The sequence below is a fragment of the Winogradskyella sp. genome (assembly GCF_028289625.1).
GTDB lineage: Bacteria > Bacteroidota > Bacteroidia > Flavobacteriales > Flavobacteriaceae > Winogradskyella.
Genome location: NZ_JANQOM010000020.1, coordinates 44,541 through 58,510, shown reverse-complemented (window position 1 = coordinate 58,510; position 13,970 = coordinate 44,541). Strand labels below are relative to the sequence as shown.

Here is a 13,970-nt window from a genome sequence, read left to right as displayed (position 1 = left end):
TTGATGCTTTAATAAACTAAAGTTATAAACAGTTGTAAACAAAAAAGCACTGTTAAAACAGTGCTTGCATAATTAATTAGTATTGTTATATCAATCGTTAATGACCTCCAAACCACCTATAAGAGAGATGCGATTAAATACACCGCTAATGAAATTTACAGACCGAAGACCATCCTCAGAAAACGCCGTAAAATTGAATTCGCCACTAATGAGTCTTGGGTCGGCATCATTATCAATTTCTTGAACACTGATAGTACCTTCTACAGGGTAAATCGTGACACTTGGGTCAGGAATATTTCTTGTTGAATATACTGTGCCATCAAAATCCCTAAATACGGCATAGGCACTACTATTACCTCCTAAGCTAAAGGTGCCTATACCATCAGTTGGTGTAACAAGTTGTAAAACCTCATCTCCAATTCCACCCTCTATAAGAAAACCACCAAAATCAATATCCGCTGCAAAATACGTGGCTCTCCATGTCACACCCTCTCGATTTGCTTGCATCGCCGGCGTATTAAATCGAATTTCGTCACCGCAGCTAAAAAAAGTTATAATTACAAAAGATAAGAGGAATAGTTTTTTCATCGCCTAAATTCTAATTTACCTTTGTTTCTTCATATAACGAAACAAGAATCCCAAAAGTATAATATTTTTTGATACTAGACTTATCTAGATTTCTACTTTTGGCTAAAGTGATCATCTTTCAGTTAAAAACAGCTAAAAGGGCAATTAATTAAAAAAATATACTATCTTTGCGCCCGCTTGAATATTTTTTGAACAAAATGTTAGATTAAGCGTTGATTAATAACAGAGGTCGAGAACCTCACTAATTAATAATTATGCCTGTAAAAATAAGATTACAAAGACACGGTAAAAAAGGAAAACCTTATTACTGGATTGTAGCAGCGGACTCACGCGCTAAAAGAGATGGTAAATACTTGGAGAAACTAGGTGCTTACAACCCAAACACTAATCCGGCCACAATAGACTTAGACGTTGATGGAGCTGTAAAATGGTTACAAAATGGTGCTCAACCGACCGATACAGCTAGAGCTATTTTGTCTTACAAAGGTGCTTTGTTAAAGAAGCATTTAGCCGGTGGAGTTAAGAAAGGCGCACTTACTGAAGAGCAAGCACAAGCGAAGTTCGATGCTTGGTTAGAAGAGAAAGCTGCTAAAATTCAAGCGAAAGCTGATGGCTTATCTAAAGCTTCAGATGATGCCAAAGCAAAAGCTTTAGAAGCCGAAAAAGCTGTTAATGAAGCTCGTATTGCTGCGGCTGCTCCAGTTGTTGAAGAAGTGGCTGAAGAAGCTACCGAAGAGGTTACAGCTTCAAACGAAGAAGAATAAAAAATTAATTTTTATACTTTTAAACCCTGACATGTTATGGTCAGGGTTTTTTTGTGAAATAGTATTTTGTCCTGTCAAAATACGTGATTAAACAAATCCTGCTTTAAGCAGGATCTTACACCAATAATGAGACCCTGAAATAAATTCAGGGTGACAAATCAATAATTTGTCATGAAAAAGGAGGATTGCTTTTATTTAGGAAAGATTGTAAAAAAGTATAGTTTTAAAGGTGAGCTTTTGGCAAAGTTAGATACTGACGAACCTGAACTCTACGATAATCTTGAGGCAATTTTTATTGACTTAAGAGGAAACCTCATTCCATTCTTTATCGAATCTTCACAATTACATAAATCAGATTTGTTGCGTATTAAGTTCGAAGACATAGACAATGAAGCAGATGCAGAAACTTTACTAAAATCTGAGTTGTATTTACCGTTAGAATTCCTCCCAAAATTAAAAGGCAATAAGTTTTACTATCATGAGGTTATTGGTTTTACAATCAAAGATTCCAACTTTGGTGATGTTGGTGTGATTAAGGCCATTAATGATGCTACAGCTCAAGCCTTATTCGAAATCGATAGAAATGGCATAGAAATTCTTATCCCTATGAATGATGAGTTTATTGTTAAAGTAGATCGAAACACTAAAACCATTGAAGTTAATACACCCGAAGGGTTGATTGATTTATATATTCAATGAATTGCTGTCATTCTTGTCTGCACAGGGATCAAATATCTCCAATAAATAAAAATTGAATGAGATTCCCGCTTTCGCGGGAATGGACAAAAAAATGAAAAAACCTTTCCACTTCAAACAATTTACAGTTAACCAAGATCGATGTGCCATGAAAATAGGCACTGATGGTGTTCTACTTGGTGCTTGGACGTCTATCGAAAATAATCCTTTTTCTATTTTAGATATTGGAGCTGGCACAGGAATTTTGTCATTAATGCTCGCTCAAAGAAGCAATGCCCAACAGATAGAAGCTATTGAAATTGACGAAGAGGCTTACGAACAATGTATCGATAATTTTGAAAACTCCCCTTGGAATGACCGCTTATTCTGTTACCATGCTTCACTTTTGGAGTTTGTCGAAGAGGTTGATGATACATTTAACTTAATTATTTGCAATCCCCCATTCTACTCCGAGAATTACAAAACGGATAATTCTTCAAGGGATTTAGCGCGTTTTAATGATGCCATGCCTTTTGAGCATTTAATATATGCTGCAACTCATTTACTCTCTGAAAATGGTTTGTTCTCTGTAGTTATTCCAAAAAAGGAAGAAAAAAAATTTATTGATTTGGCACTAAAAACAGGACTTTTCCCTAACAGGATTCTCCATGTAAAAGGACAGCCTCATTCAAAGATTAAACGCAGCCTTATCGAATTTTCATTTCGTAAAACTGAAATCACAACAAACGAATTAATTATCGAAACCAAAAGACATCACTACACAACGGATTACATTAATCTTACCAAAGATTTTTATTTGAAAATGTAATCATTCGTTGGGCAATGAAAACGTTTTCGTTACATTTGACCCATAATTAGGTATTTCAATAAATTCTTGCTACCTGTTACCAACTAATTGCAAAATATTAAAGACACTTTTATAATGAAACCAGATCTATTCGAAGCTCCCGATTATTATAATTTAGACGACTTACTTTCTGAAGAGCATAAACTTGTTCGTGATGCAGCTAGAGAATGGGTAAAGCGCGACGTGTCACCAATTATAGAAGAATATGCGCAGAAGGCAGAATTTCCCACTCAAATCATAAACGGTTTGGCAGAAATCGGAGCATTTGGACCCTATATTCCTGAGGAATATGGCGGTGCTGGTTTAGACCAAATTTCTTATGGCTTAATTATGCAAGAAATAGAACGTGGTGATTCTGGTGTACGTAGTACAGCTTCAGTGCAATCATCTTTGGTTATGTATCCTATTTGGAAATATGGCTCAGAAGAACAGCGTCAAAAATACTTACCTAAATTAGCTTCGGGTGAATGGATGGGTTCTTTCGGGCTAACAGAACCTGACCATGGTAGTAATCCTGGAGGTATGACTACCAATTTTAAAGATATGGGTGACCATTACCTTTTGAATGGTGCTAAATTATGGATTAGCAATTCCCCTTTTTGTGATATCGCTGTGGTTTGGGCAAAAAATGAGGAGGGTCGTATCCATGGGCTCATTGTTGAACGCGACATGGAAGGATTTTCAACACCTGAAACTCATAATAAATGGTCGTTAAGAGCATCAGCAACTGGAGAATTAATCTTCCAAGATGTAAAAGTGCCGAAAGAAAACCTACTCCCAAATAAATCTGGACTAGGTGCTCCATTAGGCTGTCTAGACTCTGCGAGATACGGTATTTCTTGGGGAGCGATTGGAGCGGCAATGGACTGCTACGATACGGCTCTGCGCTATGCCAAAGAACGTATCCAGTTTGGTAAACCAATTGCTGCTTTTCAGTTACAGCAGAAAAAATTGGCCGAAATGATCACTGAAATCACTAAAGCCCAACTTTTAGCGTTTCGTCTTGGACAATTAAAAAACGACAATAAAGCAACGTCTGCACAGATATCAATGGCCAAACGCAATAATGTAGAAATGGCCATCAATATAGCCAGAGAGGCTAGGCAAATACTTGGCGGTATGGGCATTACAGGCGAATATAGTATTATGCGACATATGATGAATCTTGAAAGTGTTATTACTTACGAAGGCACACATGACATCCATCTCTTGATTACAGGTCTTGATATTACTGGTTTAAATGCCTTTAAATAAACATTAAAAAGTTTATAAAATGCCTCTCGATTGAGAGGCATTTTTGTTTAAATTTACTTTATGTCTTCAAAATCGAGATTAGATCGTGCTTACAAAAATGCCCAACGCATTCCATTTAACGATTCATCCAAAATTATTCTATTTAGTGACTGTCATCGTGGGGACAATAGTTTTGCAGATGATTTTGCCAATAATCGAAACATTTATTTTCATGCTTTAAAGCACTATTATAATGAAGGTTTTAGTTATTGTGAGCTTGGTGATGGTGATGAACTTTGGGAGAATCTGTCTTTCGAATCTATACTAGATGCTCATAAAAATGTATTTCTTCTTATGAAACAATTTCATGAGGAAGGGCGTTTACACATGATTTGGGGCAATCATGATATGGTTTATCGTAACGCTGATTATGTTAAAAAATATTTGTCCACCTATTTTGACCCTAAAATTGGTGAGAATGTCGAATTATTCTGTGATATAACCTATCATGAAGGTATTGTTCTAAAGCATTCCGAAACTGGACAAGAGTTATTTTTATGCCATGGCCATCAAGCCGATTGGTGGAACTATCTTTTTTGGAAATGGAGCCGTTTCTTGGTCCGTATCCTCTGGAAGCCATTGAATGTTATGGGTATTGCTGACCCAACCAGTCCAGCAAAAAACTACAAAGAACTCATTAAAGTAGAGCGACGAACCAAGAAATGGATTGTGGAAAACAACAATCTCCTTACCATCGCTGGTCATACGCACCGTCCACGCTTTCCAGAACCTGGTGATATTGCTTTTTTTAACGATGGAAGCTGTGTACATCCAAGAAGTATTACGGGTCTGGAAATTGAACAGGGTAAAATTTCATTGATTAAATGGCAAATCGCCACTACTGATGATGGTACATTAAAAATAGTAAGGGTATTACTTGAAGGGCCAACACCATTGATTGATTACCAAACAGAATAAAAAGACTTGTATAATTCTGTTTTGATTATCGCTTTAAACCAATCTGTTTTTCAATGCCTAATTTTTTCATTCTGGCAAAAAGGGTCTTATCCTTCATCCCTAAAATAGTTGCTGCACCTTTAGGTCCGCTAACACGCCAATTCGTAAAATCCAATACTTTAATAATGTGGTCTCTTTGTGTTTCATCCAAAGTTTTAAACGCATCTGAAGCCAAGGCAATATTTTGATTCGGCATCCAAGACCCTGGTTTAAGCGTAGTACCATTTTCAATAATGACGGCACGTTCGATTAAGTTTTCTAACTCTCTTATATTCCCAGGAAAATTATAATCCATTAATCGCTCTGTGGTTTGTTTAGAAAGTCGCTTGAATGATTTACCTGCTTTTGCAGAATATTTTTCAAGAAAGAACTGCGCCAATAATGGTATATCATCTTTTCTGGCTCTTAATGGAATATTGTGTATTGGAAAAACATTTAGCCTATAATACAAGTCTTCACGAAAATTCCCGTCTTTAACCATCTCCTTCAAGTTACGATTCGTCGCTGCAATAATTCTGACATCAATTTTTGTAGTTGATGTTGCTCCTAGTTGATCAAATTCACCTTCTTGCAAAACACGCAATAATTTTGCTTGTAAATCAATAGGCACCTCACCAATTTCATCTAAGAAGATGGTCCCGCCATCAGCCAGACTAAATTTTCCCACTTTATCATTTATTGCACCAGTAAACGATCCCTTTTTATGCCCAAATAGTTCGCTCTCAAAAAGTTCTTTGGGCAGGGTTGCACAATTTACCTTTATTAGAGGACGATCACTTCTCAGGCTATTTAAATGTACTGCACTTGCCAAAAGTTCCTTACCCGTACCTGACTCTCCAGTGATTAAAACGGTGGAATCAGTAACGGCTACCTGTGTGACTTGGTCAAGGACTACTTTATATGCTTTGCTTCTACAAATAATATTATTCAAATTTATTTTGCTACTGATTTCTTCACGTAAATATTGGTTGTCTATTTCAAGTTCATCTTTTAATTCCGATAGCTCGTCTAGTGCAACTTTTAGTTGTTGCTCATTTTCTTTTAACCGTGAAACATCTCTAATTACGGCACAGTTGATATCTTCACCATTATAGACTAAATGATTCGCGATAATATCTGCTGGGAAAGCAGTTCCGTCTTTTCGTGAAATCATCCACTCAAGATGCACTGCTCCTTTTTCTTTTATCTCGTCAAAGTGGCTGTACCACCATTCTTTCGTAATCCTCGAATCTAAATCATAAATCCAAAAACTGTCAAGTTCAGATTTAGAAAATCCAAGCGCCTTAACCACAGACTCACTATAATGTAATAGCTTCCCTTCTCTATTGTAGAGATAAAATAAATCCTCAGCATTATCAATTATTTCTTTAAAAAACTGGAGTCTGTTTTTCTTTTCAACTTCTTCTGTAACATCTTGATATGTTCCAATCAACCTATAAATTTTGTCTTTTTTAATCACTGGTTCAGTGACACACCTTAAATAGCGTAGTTCACCAGATTTTCTTTTAAGGGTAAGGATTTCATCATAGTCTGCGCCATTTCTCATGGCCTTACTCATTAATGCCTTTAAGTGTTCTGATTCTTCAAAGCGATGAATGACCACACTTGGTAAAAATTCTTGCGGATTATCGGTTTCGAATATTTTAAAAGATTCTTGGGTTACAATGATAGAACCATCCTGCAAATTTAATTTCCAACCTCCAATATGATTCATACGTTCAGCATGGTTCAACAGATTTTTGTAAAAACTCGACTCGGAAATATCATTAACTATAGCTGCTATAATCTTTTTTCCATTATTTGAGAAAAAATGAGCAGAAACCTCAACATCATAGTAATTTCCTTTTTTGGTTTGGTGCACTGCTTTAAAGCTATGAAACCTCTCATAGCTTACTTTATCCCAATGATCTTTCCAAGTTTCTGTTGTGGTAGACGGATTGATATCAAAAATGGTTAGCTTTTTTAACTCATTTCTGGTATAACCTAAGCGCTTTAAAAACTTAGTATTAGCATAGATTATCTTACCCAATTCATCCATCCACATAATCTTGTAGGGAAGGTTTTCAAAAAATTTTTCTCGGAAAATTTCAAAAGGAATATTGTTGTCCATTAAACCAATAATTAGATTGTTAAAATACAATTAAAATTTCTCATATAATAGAAAATTCTAAAAAATTAGAATTTTTATTCCCCCAAAACTCAACATAAAACACTGGTAATCAAATAAATGATTTTTTGGCACAAGAATAGCCTATAAAACACCAAACAAAAACAAGTAATATGAAACGTAAGGACTTTTTAAAAACATCTATAGTCGGAACAATAGCTTCAACGTTAGGTGTTTCAGCTTTAGCTAAAACCAATTCTGAAACTGCTAAAGCCGAGTTAAAAAAAGTTGGTTACAACCATTTACCTAATAAAGATCAAAACATTATGAAAACAACAGTAGAAAACGTGAATACTATAATTCACAAAGCAGACACAAGAGGAAGTGCTAATCATGGCTGGTTACAGTCAAGACACACTTTTAGTTTTGCCAATTACCATAACCCAGAGCGTATGCACTTTGGTGTATTAAGAGTATTAAATGACGATATCGTCGCAGAAAGTCAAGGTTTTGGTACACATCCACATCGCGATATGGAAATTATTTCTATTCCATTAGAGGGCGACCTAAAGCACGAAGACAACATGGGCAACAAAACTATTATTAAATCGGGTGATATTCAGGTGATGAGTGCAGGTACTGGAATAATGCATTCTGAGTACAATGCCAACGCTGATGAGAAAGTGAAATTTCTTCAGATTTGGGTTTTCCCAAACAAAAAAAGCGTTCAACCTCGTTACGACCAAATCACGTTAAATACTATAGACAGACAAAACAAACTACAACAAGTATTGTCACCAAATGCAGAAGACGATGGTGTATGGATTCACCAAAATGCATGGTTTCACATGGCCAACCTCGATAAAGGAAAGTATGTTAACTATCAATTAAAAGATTCAAAAAATAATGGTGTTTACGCTTTTATCATTAAAGGGGATGTCACCATAAACGGTGAATCATTAAATGAAAGAGATGGCATGGGTATTTCTAATATTGAAGAACTGACCATAGAATCCGATAGTAATGCTGAAGTATTACTAATGGAAGTTCCGATGACCATATAATCTAATAGAAAGGAAAATTAAAAATGGTAAACGTTCGATTCATAGAAGCATGCAGACACTTTAACTGCCATGCTGCTAACAGAAACCTTACGCAATACAACCATTTAAAGCGAAGAATAAATAGTCGCCTCATGCGAAAGGCTTCATGATAACGAAAACATAACTCAAACAAATATCAACCGCTCAATCAATGAGCATAAAAAACAAAAAAATGAAAACTTTAAAATTAACTATTGTCGCACTATTAATATCAACGGTGTCATTTGCGCAATGGACACAGTACAATCCTAATCCAGTTAATGATCCATCAAAGGCAGCTGAGCAAGTCTTAAATCCAACTAATCATGCCCTAATTTTAATTGATCACGAAGGTCAGATGGCATTTGCTGTGGAATCACAACCCATTGAAGAATTGAGAAACAATGCCGGTTTAATTGCTGGTGCATCAAAATTATTCAAGGTTCCAACAATTGTAACGACTGTGGCCGAAAGACAATTTTCCGGTCCGGTTTTTCCAGAAATTAGAGAGTATTATCCAGATGAAAGTACTTATGTAGATCGTACCACCATGAATTCATGGGAGGACACTAACTTTATAAAAGCTGTTGAAGCCACTGGAAAGAAAAAACTTGTGATGGCTGGGCTTTGGACAGAAGTATGTATCAACTTAGCTGCGCTATCTGCTTTAGAAGATGGCTATGAAGTCTATGTGATTTCTGATGCCTCTGGTGCTGTATCCCAAGAGGCTCATGATATGGCTATGGCACGTATGATTCAAGCGGGCGTTATCCCCATGACCTCTATGCAATACTTATTGGAAATCTACAGAGACTGGTCGCGTTCTGACCAGTATATCGAAGTGAATGAACTGGCTAAAAGATATGGTGGAGCTTATGGTTTAGGTATCGATTATATCAAAACTATGCAAAAATGGGCAAAAGAAGAGGAAAAGAAAAACTAGTAATAATTCTGATTAGCACCTCATAAATAGATTTGGGGTGCTTTGCAATCCTCTTTTAGTCCACAATCAAAACATCTAAGTCCAATCCTGTAATTATTAATTCAATGAAAAATAAAACAACAAACAACATGCGTCGGAGAGACTTCATCAAAGGCACTATGGCAGCAGGTGCATCAACCTTAATAATGCCATCATCTGTCTTTGGAAGTCCCTTTTTTCAAATAAAAGGTTCGGCAGATTTGGTTGTGCGCAATGCCAAAGTTACAACCATAGACCCTAAAGCCCCCAATGCAGAAGCCTTTGCCATCAAAGATAGTAAGTTTTATCGTGTAGGCTCTAACAGTGCAGTATCTGAACTAATTGGGCGACAAACAAAGGTAATCGATGCCAAAGGGCACAGAGTTATACCTGGTCTTAACGACTCACACACTCATGGTGTTAGAGAAGGTTTACATTATGGTTTAGAATTACGATGGGATTGGGTAAGCTCTGTTGAAGAAGCCTTAGCAATGTTAGCTGAAGAAGTAAAACACACACCTAAAGGTCAGTGGATACGCGTAGTAGGCGGATTTTCATGGGAACAATTCAAAGAGAAACGCATGCCTACCTTAGATGAGATTAACAAGGTAGCACCTAACCATCCAGTATACATTTTTTATCTCTATGCCTATGGTATGCTCAACAGAAAAGCCATTGAGGTTTTAAATTATGATAATGAACCTATTGATTTATACCACAAAGGCCGTATAGAAAAAGACCGAAATGGTCGAGCTACGGGAATTATTACTGCAGCACCCTCTGGCTTAATCATGTACAAAACACTTACCAAGTTACCCAAAATGACTAGACCTCAGCAAGTTTTGGGAACTCAACACTTTATGAATGAGATGAATGCTCTTGGGTTGACTTCATTGTCTGACGCTGGTGGTGGCGGTATGCAATACCCAGATGCATATGATGTTATTCAAGATGTAAACAAACAGGGGTTATCAACGGTACGCGTAGGTATTCATACGTTTCCACAAGTCGGAGGTCGAGAATACGACGATTACAAACGATGGATAGGCATGGTTAAACCAGGTGATGGTGATGATATGTATCGATTCATTGGTGGTGGTGAGAATATTGCATGGGCGGCTTATGATTATGAAATCTTTGCGCAGCAACGTCCTAACTTGGAGCCAAATGTTAGAGAGGTTGCCTTACCCATTTATAAGTTATTAGCTGAAAATAACTGGCCATGGAGACAGCACGTCACCTATAATGAATCTGCTCAGATTTTATTGGATATGTATGAAGAAGTTGCCGCTGCAGGTGATGGTAAACTACCGAAAGGAACTTTTATTGACCATGGTGAAACTTTTGACGAAAGAACTCTAGAGCGTATTGCCAAATTAGATTTAGGTATCGCAATCCAAAATAGAATTGCTTATCAAGCCGAAGACTTTGTGAAGAATTATGGAGCAGCTGCATTGGCACAAACACCGCCAATTAAAAAGATGCTAAAAATGGGCATTCCTGTTGGTGGTGGAACCGATGCTACACGGGTTAGCTCTTACAACCCATGGTACTCTATTCATTGGTTAGCTACAGGACAATCTAGAGGTGGGCGTCAAATGTATGGTGATGACAACATCTTAACAAGAGAGGAAGCCATTGGATTATGGACAAAAGGATCAGCTTGGTTTACTGGTGATGATGGTAAAAAAGGACAGATAAAAGAAGGGCAGTTAGCAGACTTCACAATTTTAAATCAGGATGTGATGGAAGTTCCAGATGCCTTAATTCCTAGAACACACGCTAAGTTAACTGGTCTTGGAGGAAAAATTGTCCACGCTTATGATGATTTCCAAAAATTTGCTCCACCAGCTTTACCAGATGTTGCGCCAGATTGGTCGCCACTCTATCGTACTGGTGATTTTAGAAAATTGTATTTGGACTAATTCAAATCCCAAAATATAAAACGAATAATAAATAATCAAAAAACAATAAAAATGGAAACAATAACAAAAACAACATGGAATGTCGATACAGCACATTCTGAAATAGGATTTAAAGTAAAACACATGATGATTTCAACAGTAAGTGGTCACTTTGAAGACTTCATAGCTTCAGTTGAAACGGACACAGAAGATTTTAATGATGCACGGTTTAACTTTTCGGCAAAAGTTAATTCTATCAATACTAAAAACAAGGATAGAGACAACCACTTAAAATCAGAAGATTTCTTCAATGTTGCATCTTTTCCTGAAATGACATTCAAGTCCAAATCTTTTGATGGCTCAAAAGTTATTGGTGATTTAACTATTAAAGACGTAACTAAAGAAATCTCTTTAGATATGGACTTTAACGGTATAGCTGTTGACCCATATGGCCAGACCAAAGCAGGTTTTGAAATCTCTGGTAGCATCAGCAGAAAAGAATTTGGCTTAACATGGAATGCCGTCACTGAAGCAGGTAGTGTTGTTGTCGGAGATACTATTAAGCTCGCAATAGAACTTCAATTTATTAAGGAATAAGCCTGAAGCCCAACTGATTTAGAAGCGATGTTGGTTTTCATCGCTTCTATATGCATTAAACATCTTTTTAGAAATGGAAAAGACAATCCAAAAACTATTTTCTGACCAATCAACATTTTTATCGAAAGACTTAACGTTACTATTATTTAGGGTATTAGTATCACTGTCCATGATCAATACGCATGGCATGAAAAAGCTTTTGGATTTTGAAGGCACGGTTGCACATATTCCAGATCCTATAGGAGTTGGTGGTGAAGTAAGCGCCATAATAGCGATTATTGCCAATATTGTTGCGCCGATTTTTGTAATATTAGGACTAGGAACCCGATTAGCTATACTACCCATAATAAGCGTTACCTTAATGGGATTCTTCATAGTGCATGGCAACGACCCTTGGTCAGTAAAAGATGTACCGTTAATGTATTCGTTAGCTTACTTAGCCCTGTTTTTTCTTGGTGCCGGTAAATACTCATTAGATTATAAATTGTTTAGCAGCAAAAAATGAAAGCATCAGCGCTATGCATAATTTGCTTAGTTACTTTTACTATTTGGTCGCAAGAAGACAACCAACTGAACTTCAGTTTGCTTCGGCAAAATGATGTCATTCAAATTGAAAATCCAGATTCATTCTATAAACAACTGAAGCAACTTCGACTGTCTGAAACAACAACATTAAGTTTTGGCGGAAGTTATCGTTTTCAAACCGAAGCATTTATAAATGAGCAGTTTGACAAAAGTGTAGATCAGACCGATTATTGGTTTTTAAATCGATTTATGCTTCATGCCCATTTAAAAGTAAATGACAAGATTGAAGTGTTTTCCGAATTAAATTCTAGTTTAATTACTAGTAAGGACAACCTGGTTCCAGTGGATAGAGATGAATTGAGTTTTAATCAGTTGTTCTTTAAATACCATTTTTCAGACCAATGGGAGCTACTCGTAGGTAGACAAAATATGCGGCTCGGAAGTGGTCGTTTAGTCGATGTGCGCGAAGGGCCCAATGTACGTCTATCTTTCGATATGGCACAATTGCGATTTAAAGATAGTAATACCGAAGTTATTGCTGTTCATGCCATTCCTGTACAGCAACAAGAAGGCGTTTTTGACAATGATGCCTTAGAAGGTAATGAAGCTTTGAGTGTTTTGTATTGGATACAGCACTGGACCGAGGCAACCAACACAGATATTTATATCCTTTATAAAACTGAAGAGAACAAAACATGGAACGCCGGAACTGCTGATGACAATCGTGCTTCAATCGGCCTGCGTCATTTTGGCGAGTGGAAAGGATTAAAATACAATAATGAATTTGTATATCAGTTTGGATCTTTTGGAGATCAAGATATTAGAGCGTGGACGGCATCCTTTAATATTGAAAGTGACTTTTCATTCGGAACCCTTGGACTTAAAACGGAAGCGATAAGTGGAGACAGTGATGACGGCGCACTAAACACCTTTGATGGCTTATACCCAAGAGGTGCCTATTTTGGACGTGTCGCCAGGTTTGGGCCTTCAAACTTATTTGATATTCATCCTTATTTGGAGACCCAATTAGGAGACGTAAATGTGCAATTAGACTATGTTGCTTTTTGGCGATTATCGAGAAATGATGGTTTATATAATCCAGCATTGATATTGGAATATCCATCTATAAATAACGAACGGTTCATAGGTCATCAATTAGGAGGTATTGTAAGCTACGAACTCAATAAATTCTTAAATTTCGAATTAGAATCCAATATCATCTTTCCTGGGGCTTTCCTAAAAGAAAGTGGCCTTGGAGATCCCTTATATCATTTTGTATTTACAACAGAATTTAAATTTTAAAAACATCAAAAAATGAAACAAGAATATATCGACATTCCTTTAGTCAAAAACGATGAAAAGAAACGCTTTGAAATTAACATAGACGGATATTATGCCTTTATCAATTTTGGTGAATACGGCAATCATATTGCTTTGGTCCATACCGAAACCGAACCAGAATTAGCTGGTAAAGGTGCAGCGGCAGCTGTCGTTGAAAAAACATTGCGGTACATTGAAGATAATGGCAAACTATTAATGCCTTATTGTCCTTACGTATTCGCTTACATAAAAAGACATCCCGAATGGAAACGCATTGTAAGCAAGCGTTTTCATGGTTATGACAAGTTACCTTAAAGCATAGTCAATTA

General features: G+C 36.7%; 14 protein-coding genes. 12 read left to right on the top strand and 2 right to left on the bottom strand.

Features of this window, described 5'->3' with window-relative positions; genetic code table 11:
- Positions 1-90: 90 nt before the first annotated feature.
- Positions 91-507 (bottom strand): DUF6252 family protein, encoded by a 417-nt coding sequence (locus tag Q0992_RS04385; RefSeq protein WP_299521032.1) that lies wholly within the window; start codon positions 505-507, stop codon positions 91-93.
- A gap of 335 nt (positions 508-842) precedes the next feature.
- Between Q0992_RS04385 and Q0992_RS04380 the strand changes: the two genes are divergently transcribed.
- The 5 genes from Q0992_RS04380 (at position 843) to Q0992_RS04360 (ending at position 5,106) form a co-directional block, all read left to right on the top strand.
- Positions 843-1,352: a 30S ribosomal protein S16 gene (locus tag Q0992_RS04380; protein WP_299521030.1), complete on the top strand. Its 510-nt coding sequence runs from the start codon at positions 843-845 to the stop codon at positions 1,350-1,352.
- A gap of 171 nt (positions 1,353-1,523) precedes the next feature.
- Entirely contained in the window at positions 1,524-2,051 is a 528-nt protein-coding gene (gene rimM, locus Q0992_RS04375; protein WP_299521028.1) for a ribosome maturation factor RimM, read from the top strand.
- Between the two features lie 91 nt (positions 2,052-2,142).
- A complete protein-coding gene (locus tag Q0992_RS04370; protein WP_299521026.1) occupies positions 2,143-2,856 on the top strand; it encodes a methyltransferase in 714 nt (237 codons plus the stop codon).
- Positions 2,857-2,970: 114 nt separating this feature from the next.
- Positions 2,971-4,149, top strand: coding sequence for an acyl-CoA dehydrogenase family protein (locus tag Q0992_RS04365; protein ID WP_299521024.1), 1,179 nt, complete (start codon positions 2,971-2,973; stop codon positions 4,147-4,149).
- 60 nt (positions 4,150-4,209) lie between these two features.
- Entirely contained in the window at positions 4,210-5,106 is an 897-nt protein-coding gene (locus Q0992_RS04360; RefSeq protein ID WP_299521022.1) for a metallophosphoesterase, read from the top strand.
- Between the two features lie 25 nt (positions 5,107-5,131).
- Here the strand turns inward: Q0992_RS04360 and Q0992_RS04355 are convergent, their stop codons facing one another.
- Positions 5,132-7,255: a sigma 54-interacting transcriptional regulator gene (locus Q0992_RS04355; protein ID WP_299521020.1), complete on the bottom strand. Its 2,124-nt coding sequence runs from the start codon at positions 7,253-7,255 to the stop codon at positions 5,132-5,134.
- Between the two features lie 344 nt (positions 7,256-7,599).
- Here Q0992_RS04355 and Q0992_RS04350 point away from each other — a divergent pair, with 344 nt between their 5' ends.
- The 7 genes from Q0992_RS04350 (at position 7,600) to Q0992_RS04320 (ending at position 13,956) form a co-directional block, all read left to right on the top strand.
- Positions 7,600-8,316 carry a pirin family protein gene (locus tag Q0992_RS04350; protein ID WP_299521206.1) on the top strand — a complete coding sequence of 239 codons (717 nt, stop codon included), beginning with the start codon at positions 7,600-7,602 and terminating at the stop codon, positions 8,314-8,316.
- 211 nt (positions 8,317-8,527) lie between these two features.
- Complete coding sequence (locus tag Q0992_RS04345) at positions 8,528-9,277, top strand: hydrolase (protein WP_299521016.1); 750 nt, start codon at positions 8,528-8,530, stop codon at positions 9,275-9,277.
- Between the two features lie 104 nt (positions 9,278-9,381).
- The gene (locus Q0992_RS04340) at positions 9,382-11,220 is read left to right on the top strand and encodes an amidohydrolase (RefSeq protein ID WP_299521014.1); all 1,839 of its coding nucleotides are present in this window, start codon (positions 9,382-9,384) and stop codon (positions 11,218-11,220) included.
- Between the two features lie 51 nt (positions 11,221-11,271).
- Positions 11,272-11,796, top strand: coding sequence for a YceI family protein (locus tag Q0992_RS04335; protein ID WP_299521012.1), 525 nt, complete (start codon positions 11,272-11,274; stop codon positions 11,794-11,796).
- Between the two features lie 73 nt (positions 11,797-11,869).
- On the top strand, positions 11,870-12,301 hold the full coding sequence (locus Q0992_RS04330; protein WP_299521010.1) for a DoxX family protein: 432 nt from the start codon (positions 11,870-11,872) through the stop codon (positions 12,299-12,301).
- Positions 12,298-13,623, top strand: a complete 1,326-nt coding sequence (locus Q0992_RS04325) for a porin (RefSeq protein ID WP_299521008.1) — start codon at positions 12,298-12,300, stop codon at positions 13,621-13,623. Before Q0992_RS04330 ends, Q0992_RS04325 begins: the two co-directional genes overlap by 4 nt.
- Before the next feature lie 12 nt (positions 13,624-13,635).
- Positions 13,636-13,956 (top strand): N-acetyltransferase, encoded by a 321-nt coding sequence (locus Q0992_RS04320; protein WP_299521006.1) that lies wholly within the window; start codon positions 13,636-13,638, stop codon positions 13,954-13,956.
- The last annotated feature ends 14 nt before the right edge of the window (positions 13,957-13,970 follow it).

Coding starts and splice junctions, on each gene's coding strand:
- Q0992_RS04385 (WP_299521032.1), bottom strand. CDS start 507: ATGCAAGCAAATCGAGAGGGTGTGACATGGAGAGCCACGTATTTTGCA.
- Q0992_RS04380 (WP_299521030.1), top strand. CDS start 843: ATGCCTGTAAAAATAAGATTACAAAGACACGGTAAAAAAGGAAAACCT.
- rimM (WP_299521028.1), top strand. CDS start 1,524: ATGAAAAAGGAGGATTGCTTTTATTTAGGAAAGATTGTAAAAAAGTAT.
- Q0992_RS04370 (WP_299521026.1), top strand. CDS start 2,143: ATGAAAAAACCTTTCCACTTCAAACAATTTACAGTTAACCAAGATCGA.
- Q0992_RS04365 (WP_299521024.1), top strand. CDS start 2,971: ATGAAACCAGATCTATTCGAAGCTCCCGATTATTATAATTTAGACGAC.
- Q0992_RS04360 (WP_299521022.1), top strand. CDS start 4,210: ATGTCTTCAAAATCGAGATTAGATCGTGCTTACAAAAATGCCCAACGC.
- Q0992_RS04355 (WP_299521020.1), bottom strand. CDS start 7,255: ATGGACAACAATATTCCTTTTGAAATTTTCCGAGAAAAATTTTTTGAA.
- Q0992_RS04345 (WP_299521016.1), top strand. CDS start 8,528: ATGAAAACTTTAAAATTAACTATTGTCGCACTATTAATATCAACGGTG.
- Q0992_RS04340 (WP_299521014.1), top strand. CDS start 9,382: ATGAAAAATAAAACAACAAACAACATGCGTCGGAGAGACTTCATCAAA.
- Q0992_RS04335 (WP_299521012.1), top strand. CDS start 11,272: ATGGAAACAATAACAAAAACAACATGGAATGTCGATACAGCACATTCT.
- Q0992_RS04330 (WP_299521010.1), top strand. CDS start 11,870: ATGGAAAAGACAATCCAAAAACTATTTTCTGACCAATCAACATTTTTA.
- Q0992_RS04325 (WP_299521008.1), top strand. CDS start 12,298: ATGAAAGCATCAGCGCTATGCATAATTTGCTTAGTTACTTTTACTATT.
- Q0992_RS04320 (WP_299521006.1), top strand. CDS start 13,636: ATGAAACAAGAATATATCGACATTCCTTTAGTCAAAAACGATGAAAAG.